At 66.7% G+C, this 16,928-nt stretch carries 15 protein-coding genes; 4 read left to right on the top strand and 11 right to left on the bottom strand.

Features of this window, described 5'->3' with window-relative positions:
* Window positions 1-63: 63 nt before the first annotated feature.
* Entirely contained in the window at window positions 64-1,536 is a 1,473-nt protein-coding gene (gene dbpA / locus EIP75_RS15805) for an ATP-dependent RNA helicase DbpA (protein WP_125244236.1), read from the bottom strand.
* 114 nt (window positions 1,537-1,650) lie between these two features.
* Between dbpA and EIP75_RS15800 the strand changes: the two genes are divergently transcribed.
* A complete protein-coding gene (locus tag EIP75_RS15800; RefSeq protein WP_125244235.1) occupies window positions 1,651-2,628 on the top strand; it encodes a Tim44 domain-containing protein in 978 nt (325 codons plus the stop codon).
* Window positions 2,629-3,266: 638 nt separating this feature from the next.
* On the opposite strand, the gene EIP75_RS15795 is transcribed toward EIP75_RS15800, so the two are convergent.
* Both EIP75_RS15795 and ppk2 read right to left on the bottom strand, forming a co-directional pair.
* Window positions 3,267-5,096: an ABC transporter ATP-binding protein gene (locus EIP75_RS15795; RefSeq protein ID WP_125244234.1), complete on the bottom strand. Its 1,830-nt coding sequence runs from the start codon at window positions 5,094-5,096 to the stop codon at window positions 3,267-3,269.
* Window positions 5,097-5,259: 163 nt separating this feature from the next.
* Window positions 5,260-6,174 (bottom strand): polyphosphate kinase 2, encoded by a 915-nt coding sequence (gene ppk2, locus EIP75_RS15790; RefSeq protein WP_125244233.1) that lies wholly within the window; start codon window positions 6,172-6,174, stop codon window positions 5,260-5,262.
* A 153-nt stretch (window positions 6,175-6,327) separates the two neighbouring features.
* Between ppk2 and EIP75_RS15785 the strand changes: the two genes are divergently transcribed.
* Together EIP75_RS15785 and yihG are read left to right on the top strand one after the other, a co-directional pair.
* Window positions 6,328-6,909 carry an NAD(P)H-dependent oxidoreductase gene (locus EIP75_RS15785; RefSeq protein WP_233584900.1) on the top strand — a complete coding sequence of 194 codons (582 nt, stop codon included), beginning with the start codon at window positions 6,328-6,330 and terminating at the stop codon, window positions 6,907-6,909.
* 120 nt (window positions 6,910-7,029) lie between these two features.
* Window positions 7,030-7,911, top strand: a complete 882-nt coding sequence (gene yihG / locus EIP75_RS15780) for a 1-acylglycerol-3-phosphate O-acyltransferase, YihG family (protein WP_125244231.1) — start codon at window positions 7,030-7,032, stop codon at window positions 7,909-7,911.
* Here yihG and EIP75_RS15775 read toward each other — a convergent pair.
* The 3 genes from EIP75_RS15775 to EIP75_RS15765 all read right to left on the bottom strand — a co-directional run bounded on the left by EIP75_RS15775 (window position 7,883) and on the right by EIP75_RS15765 (window position 10,589).
* A complete protein-coding gene (locus tag EIP75_RS15775) occupies window positions 7,883-8,650 on the bottom strand; it encodes a hypothetical protein (RefSeq protein WP_125244230.1) in 768 nt (255 codons plus the stop codon). The genes yihG and EIP75_RS15775 overlap by 29 nt on opposite strands.
* Before the next feature lie 14 nt (window positions 8,651-8,664).
* A complete protein-coding gene (locus tag EIP75_RS15770) occupies window positions 8,665-9,423 on the bottom strand; it encodes a class II aldolase/adducin family protein (RefSeq protein WP_125244229.1) in 759 nt (252 codons plus the stop codon).
* A 194-nt stretch (window positions 9,424-9,617) separates the two neighbouring features.
* Window positions 9,618-10,589, bottom strand: coding sequence for a bifunctional helix-turn-helix transcriptional regulator/GNAT family N-acetyltransferase (locus EIP75_RS15765; RefSeq protein WP_125244228.1), 972 nt, complete (start codon window positions 10,587-10,589; stop codon window positions 9,618-9,620).
* A gap of 127 nt (window positions 10,590-10,716) precedes the next feature.
* Here EIP75_RS15765 and EIP75_RS15760 point away from each other — a divergent pair, with 127 nt between their 5' ends.
* The gene (locus EIP75_RS15760; protein ID WP_125244227.1) at window positions 10,717-11,028 is read left to right on the top strand and encodes a hypothetical protein; all 312 of its coding nucleotides are present in this window, start codon (window positions 10,717-10,719) and stop codon (window positions 11,026-11,028) included.
* Window positions 11,029-11,064: 36 nt separating this feature from the next.
* On the opposite strand, the gene EIP75_RS15755 is transcribed toward EIP75_RS15760, so the two are convergent.
* The 5 genes from EIP75_RS15755 to EIP75_RS15735 form a co-directional block, all read right to left on the bottom strand.
* Entirely contained in the window at window positions 11,065-12,348 is a 1,284-nt protein-coding gene (locus tag EIP75_RS15755; protein ID WP_125244226.1) for a solute carrier family 23 protein, read from the bottom strand.
* Window positions 12,349-12,360: 12 nt separating this feature from the next.
* Window positions 12,361-13,905, bottom strand: coding sequence for an AMP-binding protein (locus tag EIP75_RS15750; protein WP_125244225.1), 1,545 nt, complete (start codon window positions 13,903-13,905; stop codon window positions 12,361-12,363).
* Window positions 13,902-14,756 carry an S-formylglutathione hydrolase gene (gene fghA / locus EIP75_RS15745; RefSeq protein ID WP_125244224.1) on the bottom strand — a complete coding sequence of 285 codons (855 nt, stop codon included), beginning with the start codon at window positions 14,754-14,756 and terminating at the stop codon, window positions 13,902-13,904. Before fghA ends, EIP75_RS15750 begins: the two co-directional genes overlap by 4 nt.
* A 31-nt stretch (window positions 14,757-14,787) precedes the next feature.
* Complete coding sequence (locus tag EIP75_RS15740) at window positions 14,788-15,906, bottom strand: S-(hydroxymethyl)glutathione dehydrogenase/class III alcohol dehydrogenase (RefSeq protein WP_125244223.1); 1,119 nt, start codon at window positions 15,904-15,906, stop codon at window positions 14,788-14,790.
* A 135-nt stretch (window positions 15,907-16,041) separates the two neighbouring features.
* The gene (locus tag EIP75_RS15735; protein WP_125244222.1) at window positions 16,042-16,923 is read right to left on the bottom strand and encodes an ion transporter; all 882 of its coding nucleotides are present in this window, start codon (window positions 16,921-16,923) and stop codon (window positions 16,042-16,044) included.
* Window positions 16,924-16,928: the final 5 nt, after the last annotated feature.

Genomic DNA, 16,928 nt, shown 5'->3' with positions numbered 1-16,928 from the left:
AGCCGTCAACGCCGCATCCTGCTGTAGGGCGCGGCTGACAGATTGCACCAACCCTGTGGGGCGTCAGGCGTCCTTGCCGTCCTCGATCACGTCCTTGAGCAGCCGCGCCTTGACCTTCTTGCCCTTGACCTTGACGGATGCGAGCTGGCGCAAGGCATCCTCAGCAATGCCGCGTTCCACGGCCACGTAAGTGTGGAAGTCGGTCACGTTGATCTTGCCAATGCGCGAGCCTTCCAGGCCGGCCTCGCCCGTGAGCGCACCCAGCACATCGCCCGGGCGGATCTTTTCCTTGCGGCCGCCCAGGATCTGCAGCGTGACCATGGGTGGGGTCAAGGGCTCGCGGCTGGTGGGCTGCAGGCTGTCCAGCGGCTGCCACTTCACCTCGCGGCCCTGCAGCACCTCGATGCGGCCCACGCGGCCCATCTCGTCCATGCTGGCCAGGTTCAGGGCCAGGCCGTCCTGGCCGGCGCGGCCCGTGCGGCCGATGCGGTGGATGTGCACCTCGGCATCGGGCGTCACATCCACATTGATCACGGCCTCCAGCTGGGCGATGTCCAGGCCGCGGGCGGCCACGTCGGTGGCCACCAGCACCGACAGGCTGCGGTTGGCGAACTGCAGCAGCACCTGGTCGCGCTCTCGCTGCTCCAGGTCACCGTGCAGGGCCTGGGCCTCGATGCCTTCGGCATTGAGCACGTCGACCAGATCGCGGCACTGCTGGCGGGTGTTGCAGAAGGCGATGGTGTTGGCGGGCCGGTGGTGGGCCAGCAGGAGCGAGACGGTGTGCAGGCGTTCAGTCTCCTTCACCTCGTACCAGAGTTCGCGGATGGTGGAGGCCTCGTGCACGGCCTGCACCTTGACCTCTTGCGGGTTCTTCAGGAACTGCTGGCTCAGCTTGCCGATGCCTTCAGGGTAGGTGGCCGAGAACAGCAGGGTCTGGCGGTCCTTGGGGCACTGGCGGGCCACCGTCACGATGTCGTCGAAGAAGCCCATGCCCAGCATGCGGTCGGCCTCGTCCAGCACCAGGGTGTTCAAGCCCGACAGGTCGAGCGTGCCCCGCTCCAGGTGGTCCATCAGGCGGCCGGGCGTGCCCACCACGATGTGCGCACCGTGCTCCAGGCTGGCGACCTGGGGGCGCATGGTGGTGCCGCCGCACAGTGTCAGGATCTTGATGTTGCTTTCCGAACGGGCCAGGCGGCGGATCTCCTGCGCCACCTGGTCGGCCAGTTCACGCGTGGGGCACATCACCATGGCCTGCACCGCGAACCAGCGCGGGTTCAGGCGGGTGAGCAGGGCCAGCGCGAAGGCGGCGGTCTTGCCGCTACCCGTCTTGGCCTGCGCGATCAGGTCGTGTCCGGCCAGGGCCAGCGGCAGGCTGGCGGCCTGGATGGGCGTCATGTGGTGCAGGCCCAGCGACTGCAGGTTCTCCAGCAGGGAGGGCGCCAGCGGCAGGACGCTGAAGGGCGTCTGCGTGGTGGCACTTTTTGGGGTGTTCGAGGGAGCGCTCGAAGGGGAGACCGGGCGGGAATCGTTGTTCATGGAACGGGATTAGGCCTGATCTTTCAATATGAATGTAAACTGAACTAATTGGCGGCAGCTGGATCACACCCCGTGCCAAGCCATGTTTGGTTTTCTGTTGACGGAGATTTCTTCTTGAAAAAACTTCTTCTTGCGGTTTCGTTCGCCCTGGTCGGACTGTCCACCACGGTGGTGTCGTTCGATGTCGAGGCCAAGCGCCTGGGCGGCGGTCGTCCCGCTGGCATGCAGCGCCAGGCCCCGGCCAAGGCGCCTGATGCCCCCCCGGCCAAGCCTGGCCAGCCTACCAACGCCAATGCGCCCACGCAAGGCGCTGCCCCCGCCGCAGCGGGTGCCGCCGCCGGCGCTGGCAAGCGTTCCTGGATGGGCCCCATCGCCGGCATCGCTGCCGGCCTGGGCATCGCTGCGCTGATGAGCCACCTGGGCATGGGCGAAGCCTTTGGCAACTTCCTGACGATGGCGCTGCTGGCGCTGGTCGCGGTGATCGCCATCCGCTTCCTGATCAACCGTTTCCGCCAGAACAATGGTGGCGGCGCGGCGCGTGGCGCGGGTCCTCAACTGGCCGGCGCTGGTGCGCCCTGGGCCCAGCAGGGCAACCAGGCTCCGCAGCAATCGCGTTCGGCCGACGTGCTGAGCCCGATGCAGCGTGAAGCGCAGCAGGCCTTCTCGCCCGCAGCCCCTGTGGCGGGGGCCTTGGGTGGCGCGGCGGTCTCGTCGGTGCCCGAAGGTTTCGATGCCGCCGGCTTCGAGCGCATCGCCAAGATGATCTTCATCCGCCTGCAGGCTGCCAATGACGCGTCCAACGTGGACGATCTGCGCAAGTTCACCACGCCTGAGCTGTTCGCTTCGCTGCGCCTGGATCTGCAGGAGCGCGGCCAGGCCGCCCAGCAGACCGATGTGCTGCAGCTGGATGCCGAGCTGGTGGAGACCACGCAGGAGAACGGCCAGTGGATCGCTTCGGTGCGTTTCCACGGGCTGATCCGCGAGGCTGCAGACCAGGGTGCCGAGCCGTTCAATGAGCTGTGGCATCTGGTCAAGCCGGTGGATGGTGATCGCGAATGGGCGATTGCCGGGATCACGCCGGTACAAGCCTGATCGGCTCTGATCAGCGCTGATTGATTCGCGTCTGAAGGGGCGGGAGATCCTGAAAAGGGTCTTCCGCCTTTTCTCTTTTGGGCCGCTGTTTCCTTTGCCTTTTTGGGGCTGGCGCTTTTGCGTGAGAGCGCGGGGCGGGTCTGAGAGGGATTCTGGCCGGGCTTCAATGTTGGCGGTCCCGCCTTCGGCGTGACTGCTCTGCGGTGCTCGTCCGGGACAGGTGGCTGCGCAACTCGGCCCTGCGGGCTTCCGACGCCAACAAGGCGCCCGGCCAGAATCCCTTTCAGCCCTGGATGCCCCGCTCGCCGCATGCCACGGCCTTCTCCGCATGCCACCAGCGGGGCACAAAAGGGATGTGGGGGCTGACGGCCGGGCGCCTTGTTGGCGCCGAGCAGCGCAGCGGCGAGGTGGGCATGTGCGCAGCACATGCTTCGTTCATCTGACTGGCCGCAGTTGTCTGAACGCAGCGGCCAAGGGCCGCGGAGTGAGTTCTGCGGCCCCACCTCGCTGTGAGCAGCACAGGGCAGTCACGCCGCAGGCGTGACCGACAACAATGAAGCCCGGACGGCGGCCACCCCATCCCGTGCCCCGCGCTGCCACTACAAGGCGCTCAATTCGTGCAAGCAATGCGCTGGTTCTCAGGCCTCTTCGCCCAGGAACCCACCACTCTGATGCGCCCACAAGCGCGCATACAAGCCCCCCTGCGCCAACAGCGAAGCGTGGCTACCCTCCTCGACGATCCGCCCCTGATCCAGCACGATCAACCGGTCCATGGCCGCAATCGTCGACAGCCGATGCGCAATCGCCACCACCGTCTTGCCCTCCATCAGCCGATACAGGCTGGCCTGGATCGCCGCTTCCACCTCGGAGTCCAGCGCACTGGTGGCCTCGTCCAGCAGCAGGATCGGCGCATCCTTCAGCATCACCCGCGCGATGGCAATGCGCTGGCGCTGCCCGCCTGACAGCTTCACCCCGCGCTCGCCCACGTGCGCGTCATAGGCCACGCGCCCCTTGGGATCGCTCAGCGACTGGATGAACTCGTGCGCCTCTGCCCGCCTGGCCGCGATCTCCATCTGCTCATCGCTGGCATTGGGCCGGCCATAGAGGATGTTGTCGCGCACCGAGCGGTGCAGCAGCGAGGTGTCCTGCGTGACCATGCCGATCTGGGCGCGCAGGCTGTCCTGCGTGGCCTGGGTGATGTCCTGCCCGTCGATCAAGATGCGGCCCTGCTCGACGTCGTAGAAGCGCAGCAGCAGGTTCACGATCGTGGATTTGCCAGCGCCCGAGCGGCCGACCAGCCCGATCTTCTCGCCAGGGCGGATGCGCAGCGACAGATCGTTCACCACGGGGCGCACGCCGCCGTAGGCGAAGCTCACCTTGTCGAACACGACTTCGCCGCGCGTCACGGCCAGCGGCTGCGCGCCAGGCGTGTCGACCACGGTGTGCGGACGCGACAAGGTGTTGATGCCGTCCTGCACCGTGCCGACGTGCTCGAACAAGGCCGCCACCTCCCACATCATCCAGTGCGAGATGCCGTTCAGGCGCAGGGCCATGGCGGTGGCCGCGGCCACGGCGCCCACGCCGACCTGGCCCTGGGTCCACAGCCACAAGGTGGCGCCTGCCGTCGACAGGATCAGCAGCATGCTCAGCGTGTGGTTGACCACCTCGAAGCCACTGACCAGGCGCATCTGCCCATGCACGGTGGTCATGAAATCGCGCATGGCCGAGCGCGCGTAGTCGGCCTCGCGCCGCCCGTGCGAGAACAGCTTGACCGTGGCGATGTTGGTGTAGGCATCGGTGATGCGGCCCGTCATCAGCGAGCGGGCATCGGCCTGGGTGCGGGCGCGCTCGGCCAGGCGGGGCACGAAGTACCAGACGGCCAGCGCATAAGCCACCACCCAGCCCAGGAAGGGCAGCAGCAGCCAGGCATCGAAGCTGCCGACCACGGCCGTCATCGTCAGGAAGTAGATGACCACGAAGACCAGGATGTCCATCACGATCATCACGGTGTCGCGCACCGACAGGGCCGACTGCATCACCTTGGTGGCCACGCGGCCGGCGAACTCGTCCTGGTAGAAGCCCATGCTCTGGCCCAGCATCAGGCGGTGGAAGTTCCAGCGCAGGCGCATCGGGAAGTTGCCCGCCAGGGTCTGGTGCTTGAACAGGGTCTGCAGCAGCACCGCCAGGGGGCTGACCAGCACGATGCCGACCAGGAGCAGCAACTGGCCCCGCGACTGCGTCCACAGCTGCGCAGGCTCCACCTTGCTGAGCCAGTCGACGATGGAGCCCAGCATGCTGAACAGCAGCGCCTCGAACGCGCCGATCAATGCCGTCATCAGCGTCATGCCGGCGATGTAGGGGCGGGTGCCCTTGGTGCAGGCCCACAGGAAGGCCATGAAGCCCTTGGGCGGCGGGGTGGGCTCGTCGGTGGGGTAGGGGTCGATCAGTTGTTCGAAGAAACGCAGCACGCGCGGGGCTCCCTTGTCGGTCTTGACAGGATTGGACAGATCCCGCCCCGGCAACACCGGGCGGAACCGTCAAGGGTAGCCGATGGCGGCGCGGCGCGCCATGGCGGGTCTCAAAGGCACGCCAGGCCGTGAGGGCCTGACATGGCTGCGCGGCCTGCCTGGCTCAGTACACCTCGGGCACGAACATGGTGTCCGGCACCGGGCGGCGGATGTAGTCTTCATGGCGCTCGCGCGGCGGCAGGTACACGGGCGTGTGTTCCACCTCGTGATACGCCATCTGGCTGAGCAGGTGGTGGATGAGGTTCAGGCGGGCGCGCTTCTTGTCCACGCCCTGCACCACCCACCAGGGCGCCTCGGGGATGTGGGTGCGCTCCAGCATGGTTTCCTTGGCGCGCGTGTAGGCCTCCCAGCGGCGGCGGCTCTCCAGGTCCATGGGGCTCAGCTTCCACTGCTTGAGCGGGTCATTGATGCGGGCGATGAAGCGCGCGTTCTGCTCTTCGTCGGTGATGGAGAACCAGTACTTGAACAGGCGGATGCCGCTGCGCGCCAGCATCTTCTCGAACTCGGGCACCGAGCGGAAGAACTCTTCGTACTCTTCATCGCTGCAAAAGCCCATCACGCGCTCTACGCCGGCGCGGTTGTACCAGCTGCGGTCGAACAGCACGATCTCGCCAGCGGCCGGCAGGTGGGCCACGTAGCGCTGGAAGTACCACTGCGTCTTTTCGCGGTCGTTGGGGGCGGGCAGGGCGGCCACGCGGCACACGCGCGGGTTCAGGCGCTGCGTGATGCGCTTGATGGCGCCGCCCTTGCCGGCTGCGTCGCGACCCTCGAACAGCACCACGATGCGCTCGCCGGTGTGCACCACCCAGTCCTGCAGCTTGACCAGCTCGCCCTGCAGGCGGAACAGCTCGCGGAAGTACAGGCGGCGGGCTTCGCGGCTCTCATCGTCCACGACGCTGTCGCCTTCCAGCAGGCGGTCGTCGATCTCCATCTCCAGTTCTTCGTCGTAACTGTCGAGCACGTCGTCCTGCAGGCGGCGCAGCAGTTCAGGGTCGATGGGGCCGATGGGGTGGGTCATGGTGGCACTCTATGGCGAAACGGCAAAGTGCCCAGCGTGCCGGGTTTGTGTGTCAGTTTGATGAGGGGCAGCGGTTGGCCATGGCGGCGGAGGGCTTGGGCGGTCCAGGCCTGGCCCATACTGGATGCCGTCCAAGCAACCAGAGGAAGCGCCTTGAGCCGAAAGATCACCGTCATCCTGGGGCACCCCGATGCCGCCAGCTACTGCGGCGCCCTGGCCGACGCCTATGTCGAATCCGCCCGCCAGGCCGGCCATGAGGTGAGGCTGTTCCGCCTGGGCGATGCCGCCTTCGACCCGGTGCTGCACCACGGCTACCGCCAGATCCAGCCACTGGAGCCCGGCCTGGTCGAGGTGCAGCAGGCCATCACCTGGGCCGAGCACCTGGTCTTCGTGTTCCCGATGTGGTGGGGCGGTCTGCCGGCGCTGCTCAAAGGCTTCTTCGACCGCGTGTTCCTGCCTGGGTTCGCCTTCAAGTACCGCACTGGCTCGCAACTGTGGGACAAGCTGCTGGCCGGACGCACGGCACGGGCCTTCGTGACGATGGACACCCCGCTCTGGTACTACACCCTGTTCTACTGGCGCCCGCTGCACCTGCAGTTTCGCCGCGCCATCATGGGTTTTTGCGGGATCACGCCGACGCGCATCAAGGTGTTTGCGCCCGTGCGGTACGCCGACGATGCCAAGCGCAGCCGCTGGCTGGATGAAGTGCGGCGGGTTGGCGCACGCGGGGCCTGAGCAGCCTGCCGCCGCCTTCAATGCGGCCCTGACATTTGATCCTGTACGACAGACGTGGCGCGCAAACTGTCCATAATCGCGCCTGTTCCGGAAAAAAGGCCTTCGGGCCACTCTGCCTACATGTCCAATCCCGTGATTTCCTTCGTCAAGGGTGTCGTGGCCAGCTTGCAGCTGGTGGTCGTCACCCTGCCGCTGTTCTCTTTCGTGCTGATCCCGGGGGCGCTGATCAAGCTGATCCTGCCCTTCAAGCCGGTGCGCAAGGTGATGGATTCCCTGCTCAACGGCACGGCCGAATTCTGGATCGGCAACAACAACGCCTGGATCCGGATGGCCAATCCCAAACCCTGGCACCTGCCCGATGTGAGCCACCTCAAGTACGAAGGCTGGTACCTGGTCAGCAGCAACCACCAGAGCTGGGTCGACATCCTGGTGCTGCAGCGTGTGTTCAACCGCCGCATCCCGCTGCTCAAGTTCTTCCTGAAGTACGAACTGATCTACGTGCCCATCATGGGTTTGGCCTGGTGGGCACTGGATTTCCCGTTCATGCGACGCAAGGGCGGCGCCAGCGTGGCGCAGGATCTGGCCGTGGCGCGCAAGGCCTGCGAGAAGTTCCGCGTGATCCCCACCTCGGTGATCAGCTTCATGGAAGGCACGCGTTTCACGCAGGCCAAGCACGATGCGCAGAAATCGCCCTACCAGCACCTGCTCAAGCCCAAGACGGGCGGCATCGCGATGGCGCTGCAGACGCTGGGCGACAAGTTCGACTGCTTCCTCGACGTCACCATCGTCTACCCCAAGGGCGTGCCCGAGTTCCATGACCTGCTCACCGGCAAGGTGGAGGACGTGGTGGTGACCGTGCGCGAAGTGCAGATCCCCCGCTCCCTGCAGATGCCGGATGATCCGGGCTCGCCGGCCTACCGCGCCGAGCTGCAGGCCTGGATGGGTGAGCTGTGGGCCCGCAAGGACGCCGAGATCAAGGCGCTGACGGCGCAGTACCGCTGAGAGGGGCCGAGGCCGCAGCCTGTGCCTTGGCGGCCAGCAAGGGCGCGCGCAGTTCTTCGAACCGCGCCGGTGCCACGTACTGGATCAGCTCGCGCCCCTTGGGCGAGATGACCACGTCCACGCCCTTGGCGGGGTAGAGCAGGTGTTCGCTGCCTGCCGCGCCAGGCAGGCGCTGGGCGGGCTGGCCGAAACGGCCGATCACTGTGTCGGCATCCAGCTGGGCCTGCGGCACGAAGGCCGCGGCCACGACGGGGGCGCTCTGCGCCTGGGCCAGATCTTCGGCTGAAAGCAGGAACTTGCGGGTGGTGCTTTCCATGAACGCCACCTTGGCCGCACGCCGCTTGAAGTCGGCGATGCGCAGCGGGTCCATCTGCAGGCTCAGCACGAGCTTGCCGGCCACGAAGCCCAGCATGGCTGGGTCCACGAAGGCCTCCAGCGACCCGATCTCGTCGGGGGTGGCCACCACGGCCACCTCGATCTTGTCGGACCACAGGCGCATGGCATCGGCCAGGGTGCCGTCGCCCGGCTGAGGTTTGCCCGGCAGGGCCAGCACCAGGCCGGCCACGCGCGATCGGCCTTCAGCGACCAGGTCCACCTGCCAGGGCGTGCCCACCTCGGCGCCCGAGGGCGCGTTGGTCTGCGTGTCGTAGCCCTTGACCACGTCGCCACCCACCACGATCAGCGTGGACAGGCCCAGCGCCGCGATGACCAGGGTGATGATCACCCACAGCTTGTTCATGCGTGCAGGCCTGCTCAGTTCTTGTAGTCAGGCGCCTGGCGCTCGACCTTGCGGATCAGCGAGGGCCACACGAAGGCGCCCCCCATGCCGCCTGTCTGCACTTTCATGGCATGGCCCACGCCCTGCACGATCTGCGGGTGCACCTGTGTCAGCTCCGCGCCGCCCGACTGCGCCGCCAGCTGAATCTGGCAGGTGCTTTCGAACACGTACATGCTCAGGAAGGCATCGGCCACGGTGCGGCCCACGGTCAGCAGGCCATGGTTGCGCAGCATCAGGAAGTTGGCCTCGCCCAGATCGGCCTGCAGGCGTGGCTTCTCGTCTTCGCGGAAGGCCACGCCTTCGTACTCGTGGTACGCCAGCGAGGCCAGCACGAAGGTGCTCTGCTGCGAGATGGGCAGCACGCCGGCCTTCTGCGCCGACACACCCACCCCGGCGCGCGTGTGCGTGTGCAGCACGCAGCCGGCATCCTCGCGCACGGCATGCACCGCGCTGTGGATGGTGAAGCCGGCCGGGTTGACGGGGAAGGGCGATTCGCTGAGCTTGTTGCAATCCTGGTCCACCTTGACCAGGCTGGACGCCGTGATCTCGTCGAACATCAGTCCGTAGGGGTTGATCAGGAAGTGGTGTTCGGGCCCCGGGATGCGGGCCGAGATGTGCGTGAAGACCAGGTCGCTCCAGCCATACAGCGCCACCAGTCGGTAGCAGGCGGCCAGGTCGGTGCGCAGCTGCCATTCTTCGGGGCTGACGCTGTCCTTGAGGGAGGGGATGTTCATCGCGGGGGCTCCTCGGTCGCTCGTGGCGATCGTGTGGTTGTGGAAGCGGAGATGTCTTGAACCAGCAGGGGAAGGGCGGCGTGGACGTGCAGCGGTCCAGGCGCGTGTCTTCGTCAGGCACTAAATTAGCACGCAGATCAAGCGCCTGGCTTGACGTGAGACAGCTTTTTGCAGGCCTGTGCCGCCACCTGTCTTCAGGCGATGCCCGTGAGGTCCAGCTCCCACATCTCGCTGACCAGGTCCTGTCCGAAACTGTGGTGGGGCGCGCTGGAGATGAGTCGGTAACCCGCCTTGCTGTAGATGTGGCGGGCGCCGGTCAGGAGGCTGTCTGTCCCGAGACGCACACGGCGGTAACCGGCCTCTCGCGCAAACCTGTGGCATTCGGCGACGAGCCGCTCTCCCAGGCCCAGGCCGCGGGCAGACGGCTCAACCAGCAGCAGCCGCAACTGGGCGGTGCCCTCGATGGCCTGTCTTGATGTTTCATCGCGGGCCTGCACCAGGCACACGCAGCCGATGTTGACGCCGTCGCGTTCGGCGATCCAGCAGGCCTCGCGGCGCGCATCGAAGTGGTCGATGAAGTCCGCGGCGATGCGGGCCACCAGCGCTTCGAAGCGCATGTCCCATTGGTGGTCGCGGGCATAGAGCGCGCCGTGCCGCGACACCAGCCAGCCCATGTCGCCCGGGCGGTGTGGCCGCAGGATGAAGCTGCCTTTCGCGGGCTTGTCGCCGGGCTCGTCCAGCAGCATCTGTACGCGTTGGAAAGCCTGCAGCAGGTCGGCCTGCTGCCCATCGCTCAAGCGGCTGAGCAAGGCGTCGACCTGTTGCTGCGAACGGCTGTTCAAGGGTGCAAAGGCACGGCGGCCGGCGGGTGTGAGTTGCAGCAGTGACTGGCGGGCGTCGTCCTCGCTTCGGCGGGCCTTCACCAGCTTGCGCTCCTTCAGGGCGCGCAGCACCCGGCTGAGGTAGCCGGCGTCCAGATCGAGCACCTGCCCGAGCGCCGTGGCGGTGATGCCGCCAGGCTCTTCCACGTGAGCCAGTTCCCAGAGGATGCGGCACTCCGTGAGGTTGAAGTCGGAGTCCAGCAGGACCTCGTTGAGCACCCCGATGCGGCGGGTGTAGAAGCGGTTGAAGCGGCGCACGGCTTCGATGCGGTCGATGGATTCCATCTGCACATCGTGCGACAATTGATTGCTTTTGGCAAGTAAATAGTTGACCAAGCAAGGCCGCTGAGCGCGCCATGGGCACTGAGGGGCTCCCTGGATAATGGCTTTTTCAAGGCATTAGCGCAGGCCCGTGGAAACATCCGCCATCCAATCCATCAAGCTCGCGATCGTCGGTTTCTCGGGGCTTTCAAAAGACGCGCTTCACATCTACGTGGGGCTGACGGTCTTCCTGATCATCGCGGTCGTGCATCGCCGCAGGCTCAAGTCCTTGTGGCCCCTGGGCGCCGTGGTGCTGGTCGCGGCGGTGGGCGAGTTGCTCGACATGCGCGATGACTTCCGCAGCCTCGGTCACTGGCGATGGCGGGCGAGCCTTCACGATGTCGTGAACACCGTGTTCTGGCCCCTGGTCTGGTGGCTGCTGGCCAGAACAAGGCTTTTGTGAGGCTCAGCGGTCGCAGTCACCCCGCGCGGCACAGGGTCAGCGGTCCTTGCCCCAACTGAGCAGCGCGTAGAGGATGATGGCCGAGAAGGTGGCGGTACCGATGCCACCCAGCTCGAAGCTGCCGAAGTGCAGGGCGAAACCACCGGTGCCCAGCACGAGCGGGATTGCCGCGACCATCAGGTTGCGGTTGTCCGAGAAATCGACCTTGTTGTCGACCCAGATCTTGGCGCCGGCCACGGCGATGAGCCCGAACACCACGATCGAGACGCCGCCCATCACCGGCAGCGGGATCGCCTGGATCACGGCGCCGAACTTCGGCGAGAAGCCCAGCAGGATGGCCACCAGCGCAGCGACCACGAACACCGCGGTCGAATAGATCTTGGTGGCGGCCATCACGCCGATGTTCTCGGCATAGGTGGTGACGCCGGTGCCCCCGGCCGCACCGCTGACCATCGTCGCGACCCCGTCGCCGATGAAGGCGCGGCCCATGTAGCGATCGATGTCCCGGCCGGTCATGGCCGTGACGGCCTTGATGTGCCCCAGGTTCTCGGCCACGAGGATGACCACGACAGGCACGATGAGCAGCGCCGCATTGCCCGTGAACACGGGGGCGTGGAGTGCAGGCAATCCGAACCAGGGTGCCGCGATGATGCCGCTGAGGTCCACCGGCTTGCCCAGGCCCAGGCCGTTGGTCAGCACCGCGTACACCAGGCTGGCCACGATCAGGCCCACGAGGATCAGCAGGCGCTGCAGCATGCCCCGGGTGAACACGGCCACCAGGGCCACGCTGGCAAAGCTCACCAGCTGCATCCAGGCATCGAAGTGGCTGGATGCCATGTTCTTGATGGGGATGGCGGCCAGGTTCAACCCGATGACCGCGACGATGGTGCCGGTGACCACGGGTGGTGTGAAGCGCTCGATCCACCCGGAACCCGCCACCTGGACGGCGAACCCGATGAGCGTGTAGACCAGCCCGCACAGGATGATCCCGCCCAGTGCGGGGCCGATGTTGGTGTTCGGCCCGGTGCCGGCGTAGCCGGTGGCCGCGATGACCACGCCGATGAACGCGAAGCTCGAGCCCAGGTAGCTCGGCACCTTGCCTTTCGTCACCAGGAAGAAGATGAGCGTGCCGATGCCACTCATCAGCACCGCGATGTTCGGATCGAACCCCATGAGGATGGGCGCCAGCACCGTGGAGCCGAACATGGCGACCACGTGCTGGATGCCCATGGCGATGGTCGGTGGCCAGGGGAGGCGCTCGTCGGGCGCGACGACAGTCCCGTCAGACGGCCTTGGGGTCCAGCTGAAAAATCGCAACATGGCGGTGAAAGCTCAATCGAAAGTGTGGCGGTACTGCTGCTGCAGCACGTTCTTCTGCACCTTGCCCATGGCAGTGCGGGGCAGGTCGTCCACGAAGACCAGGCGCTTGGGCACCTTGAAGCCGGCGATGGTGTCCTTGAGCGAGGCCAGCAGGGCGGCTTCATCGAGCGCCACGCCCTTGGGCGTGACCAGCACGCCGAGCACGCCTTCGCCGAAATCCGGGTGCGGCACGCCGATCACGGCGGATTCGACCACGCCGGGCAGGCGGTCCAGGTGGGTCTCGACCTCGGCCGGGTAGACGTTGAAGCCGCCGGTGATGATCAGGTCGCGTGCGCGGCCCACCAGGTGCACATAACCGTTCTCGTCGATGCGGCCGACATCGCCGGTGCGGAACCAGCCGTCGCGCGTGAAGGCCTCGCGGGTCTTGTCGGGCATGCCCAGATAACCCTTGAACACATTCGGTCCGCGCACTTCCACGTGGCCGGCATCGCCCTGCGGGCTGGGGTGGCCGTGGTCGTCCACCACGCGCACGCCTACGCCCGGCAGGGCGCGGCCCACGCTGCCGGGCAGGCGGGCACCCTCGGCGCTGCGGCAGGGGTTGGAGCACAGCATGCCGGTCTCGCTCATGCCGTAGCGCTCCAGGATGGCGTGGCCGGTGGCGTGCAGGAAGGCATCGGCCGCGGCGGCCGACAAGGGCGCCGAGCCACTGATGAACACGCGCATGTGTGCGCTGGCCTGCGGCGTGAGTCCGCCATCGGCCAGCAGGCGGCCGTACATGGTGGGCACGGCCATGAACACGGTGGCACGGGGCCCCTGGGCATCCTTGATCTGCGCGATCACCTTGGCCGCGTCGAACTTGCCGATCCAGCGCATGGGCGTGCCCGACAGCAGGGCGCAGTGCCCAGCCACGAACAGGCCATGGATGTGGAAGATGGGCAGGGCGTGCACCAGCACGTCGTCGGTGCGCCAGTCCCAGTGGCGCAGCAGGGTGCGCGCGTTGCTCAGCAGGTTGCCGTGGCTGAGCTGGGCGCCCTTGCTGCGGCCGGTGGTGCCCGATGTGTACAGGATGGCGGCCAGGTCGTCGGGCTGGCGCACGGCCACCTCGTGGTGGCGCGCCATCTGCGCGGCGTGGGTGAGCAGACTTCCCGTTCTCGTGTCGTTCAGGGTGAACAGGTGCCCCACGTTGCGGTGTGCCGCCAGCGGGGTCACCCAGTCAAGGTCGTCGGAGCGGCACACCAGCACGGCGGGCCGCGCATCCTCGACGAAGTAGTCCAGCTCCGCGGCCCGGTAGGCCGGGTTCAGCGGCAGGAAGACGGCGCCGGCGCGCAGGGTGGCCAGGTACAGCAGCAGCGCCTCGACGGATTTATCGACGTGCGCGGCCACCACCGGCGGGCGCCCGCCGGTGCCACGCAGCTTGAGGCTGCCCAGCAGGTTGGCCAGCATGGCCGTGGCCTCGTCCAGGTCGCGCCAGGAGTAGACCAGCCCGTCATCGGTGAGGATGGCGGGCTCGTCCGGCTGGGCCGGCAGCGCGGCCTGGATCGCGGTGTACAGGTTCATGGCGTGGCTTTCAGCGTGGCCGCATGGTGTTCGATGTGATCACGCATGAAGGTCGAGATGAAGTAGTAGCCATGGTCGTAGCCGGCATGCCGTCGCAGGGTCAGGGGTTGCCCCATCTGCCGGCAGGCGTTTTCGAACAGGTGCGGGTGCAGCTGGTCGGCCAGGAACTTGTCGCCCAGGCCCTGGTCGATCAGGATCGGCGGGCAGTAGCCGCCATCGTTGACCAGCTCGGTGGCGTCGTGCCTGCGCCAGCTGCTGGTGTCCGCGCCCAGGTAGCCCGTGAAGGCCTTGCGCCCCCAGGGGCACTGGCTGGGCGCGGCGATCGGAGCGAAGGCCGACACGCTGTGGAACAGCTCGGGGTACTTCAGCGCCAGGGTCAGCGCGCCGTGGCCCCCCATCGAATGGCCGAAGATGCCGACGCGGTCTTCACGGCCCTTGAAGCGGTCCAGCACCAGGGGCAGCAGTTCCAGCGTGAGGTAGCTCTCCATGCGCCAGTGCTTGTGCCAGGGCGCCTGGATGGCGTCCAGGTAGAAGCCTGCCGCGGTGCCGAAATCCCAGGCCGCGTCGGCCTCGGGGATGCCGGTGTCGCGCGGGCTGGTATCGGGTGCGACCAGGATCAGGCCGTGCTGCGCGGCGTACTGCTGCGCCCCGGCCTTGATCATGAAGGTCTCTTCGGTACAGGTCAGGCCGGCCAGGTAGAGCAGCACCGGCAAGGCTGGCGCCCCTTCGGCCAGGGCCTGCGGGGGTTGGTACACCGAGAACTTCATCGGCAGGCCGATGGCGTTCGAGTGGTGCTTGTAAAAGCCCTGCGTGCCGCCGAAGCAGCTGTGTTCGCTGAGGGTGTCGATCATGGTGCTGCTTCTTTCAGATCGCGGACCAGGCTCAGTAGATCACGACAGAGCGGATGGACTCGCCCTTTTTCATCAGGTCGAAGCCTTCGTTGATCTGCTCCAGCTTGAGCTTGTGCGTGATCAGGTCGTCGATGTTGAGCTTGCCGTCCATGTACCAGTCGACGATCTTGGGCACGTCGGTGCGGCCGCGCGCGCCGCCGAAGGCCGAGCCCTCCCACTTGCGGCCCGTCACCAGTTGGAAGGGTCGGGTGCTGATCTCGGCGCCGGCCTCGGCCACGCCGATGATGATGCTGCGGCCCCAGCCCTTGTGCGTGCATTCCAGCGCCTGGCGCATCACCTTGGTGTTGCCGATGCACTCGAAGCTGTAGTCGGCGCCGCCATCCGTCAGCTGCACGATGGCGTCGACGATGTTGCCGCCCGCGGCCTCGATGTCCTTGGGATTCAGGAAGTGCGTCATGCCGAACTGGCGGGCCATGGCTTCGCGCGCAGGGTTGAGGTCGACGCCGATGATCTTGTCGGCGCCCACCATCTTGGCGCCCTGGATCACGTTCAGGCCGATGCCGCCCAGGCCGAACACGACCACGTTGGCGCCTGCCTCCACCTTGGCGGTGAACAGCACGGCGCCCACGCCGGTGGTCACGCCGCAGCCGATGTAGCAGACGGTCTCGAAGGGCGCGTCTTCACGGATCTTGGCCAGGGCGATCTCTGGGGCCACGATGTGGTTGGCGAAGGTGGACGTGCCCATGTAGTGCAGCAGCGGCTCGCCGTTGAGCGAGAAGCGCGAGGTGCCGTCGGGCATCAGGCCCTTGCCCTGCGTGCTGCGGATCTTCTGGCACAGGTTGGTCTTGCGGCTCAGGCAGAACTTGCACTGGCGGCATTCGGGCGTGTAGAGGGGGATGACGTGGTCGCCCTTCTTCAGCGATGTCACGCCTGGGCCCACATCGACCACCACGCCCGCGCCTTCATGGCCCAGGATGGCGGGGAACAGGCCTTCCGGGTCGGCGCCCGACAGGGTGTAGTAATCGGTGTGGCAGATGCCTGTGGCCTTGATCTCGACGAGCACCTCGCCCTCGCGCGGCCCTTCCAGGTCAACGGTTTCGATGGTCAGGGGTTGGCCGGCCTTCCAGGCCACGGCGGCGCGCGTTTTCATGGGCTTGTCCTTGTGGGAATCTTGGGGAAATGGGTGTGTGGCGCCATCATAAGCACCCAAGGGCCGGACAGTCCTGTCGGGCAGGTGCCAAGACCGACATCCCGGTTTGCAAAAGCGGAAAAGCGGCCAGCGGTGTCAGGCGCCGGGCGGGTCTGTGTCTTCCGGCAGGGCCGCGCCGCAGCGCCAGCAGAAGCTGGCGTACACCGGGTGGCCGCCGGTCGAGCAGGCGCGGCAGGTGCGTGTGGGGCCGCCCGGGCCCGCCTGCTGGCGCTGGGCGCTCATCTCGGCGGTGACGATGCCCGTGGGCACGGCCAGCACGCCCCAGCCCAGCAGCATCATCAGCGACGAGATCAGCCGGCCCAGGTCGGTGCGGGGGGTGATGTCGCCGAAGCCCACCGTGGTCATCGTGGTCACGGCCCAGTACATGGACGTGGGGATGCTGGTGAAGCCGTGCTCGGGCCCTTCGACCACGTACATCAGCGAGCCCATCACCAGCACCACCATCAGCACGAAGGACAGGAACACCAGGATCTTGCGCTGGCTGGCCTTGAGCGCCCGGCCCAGCGAGGTGTACTCGGCCACGTAGCCCGTGAGCTTGAAGATGCGGAACACGCGCAGCAGGCGCAGGATGCGCACGTCGATCAGCGCATGGGCCTCGGGCACCAGCAGGGCCAGGTAGGCGGGCAGGGTGGACAGCAGGTCGATGATGCCGAAGAAGCTGGTGGCGTAGGCCAATGGCCGGCGCACGCACAGCAGGCGCAGCACGTACTCCACGGTGAACACGGCCGTGAACAGCCATTCGAGTGAGGCGAGCGGCAGGTTTAGGCGCCCGCCGTAGGGTTTCACGCTGTCCATGATCACCACCCCCACGCTGAACAGGATGATCAGGATCAGTGCCTGGTCGAAGCGTCGCCCCGCCGCGGTGTCCGCCTCGAAGATGATGATGTAGAGCCGTTCGCGCCACCCTCCCTGGGGCTTGTCGAGCGCACTGTCCGGGAATGAGCCTCTGTTCAGCATGGTGC

The sequence above is a fragment of the Aquabacterium soli genome, from assembly GCF_003933735.1.
GTDB lineage: Bacteria > Pseudomonadota > Gammaproteobacteria > Burkholderiales > Burkholderiaceae_C > Aquabacterium > Aquabacterium soli.
This window is presented reverse-complemented; position numbering and strand designations above follow the sequence as displayed.

Excerpts from the sequence above, each read along its gene's own strand:
- EIP75_RS15740 (WP_125244223.1), bottom strand. The coding sequence starts at position 15,906 with ATGAAAACGCGCGCCGCCGTGGCCTGGAAGGCCGGCCAACCCCTGACC.
- EIP75_RS15770 (WP_125244229.1), bottom strand. The coding sequence starts at position 9,423 with ATGAACATCCCCTCCCTCAAGGACAGCGTCAGCCCCGAAGAATGGCAG.
- EIP75_RS15735 (WP_125244222.1), bottom strand. The coding sequence starts at position 16,923 with ATGCTGAACAGAGGCTCATTCCCGGACAGTGCGCTCGACAAGCCCCAG.
- EIP75_RS15750 (WP_125244225.1), bottom strand. The coding sequence starts at position 13,905 with ATGAACCTGTACACCGCGATCCAGGCCGCGCTGCCGGCCCAGCCGGAC.
- ppk2 (WP_125244233.1), bottom strand. The coding sequence starts at position 6,174 with ATGACCCACCCCATCGGCCCCATCGACCCTGAACTGCTGCGCCGCCTG.
- EIP75_RS15765 (WP_125244228.1), bottom strand. The coding sequence starts at position 10,589 with ATGGAATCCATCGACCGCATCGAAGCCGTGCGCCGCTTCAACCGCTTC.
- dbpA (WP_125244236.1), bottom strand. The coding sequence starts at position 1,536 with ATGAACAACGATTCCCGCCCGGTCTCCCCTTCGAGCGCTCCCTCGAAC.
- yihG (WP_125244231.1), top strand. The coding sequence starts at position 7,030 with ATGTCCAATCCCGTGATTTCCTTCGTCAAGGGTGTCGTGGCCAGCTTG.
- fghA (WP_125244224.1), bottom strand. The coding sequence starts at position 14,756 with ATGATCGACACCCTCAGCGAACACAGCTGCTTCGGCGGCACGCAGGGC.
- EIP75_RS15755 (WP_125244226.1), bottom strand. The coding sequence starts at position 12,348 with ATGTTGCGATTTTTCAGCTGGACCCCAAGGCCGTCTGACGGGACTGTC.
- EIP75_RS15775 (WP_125244230.1), bottom strand. The coding sequence starts at position 8,650 with ATGAACAAGCTGTGGGTGATCATCACCCTGGTCATCGCGGCGCTGGGC.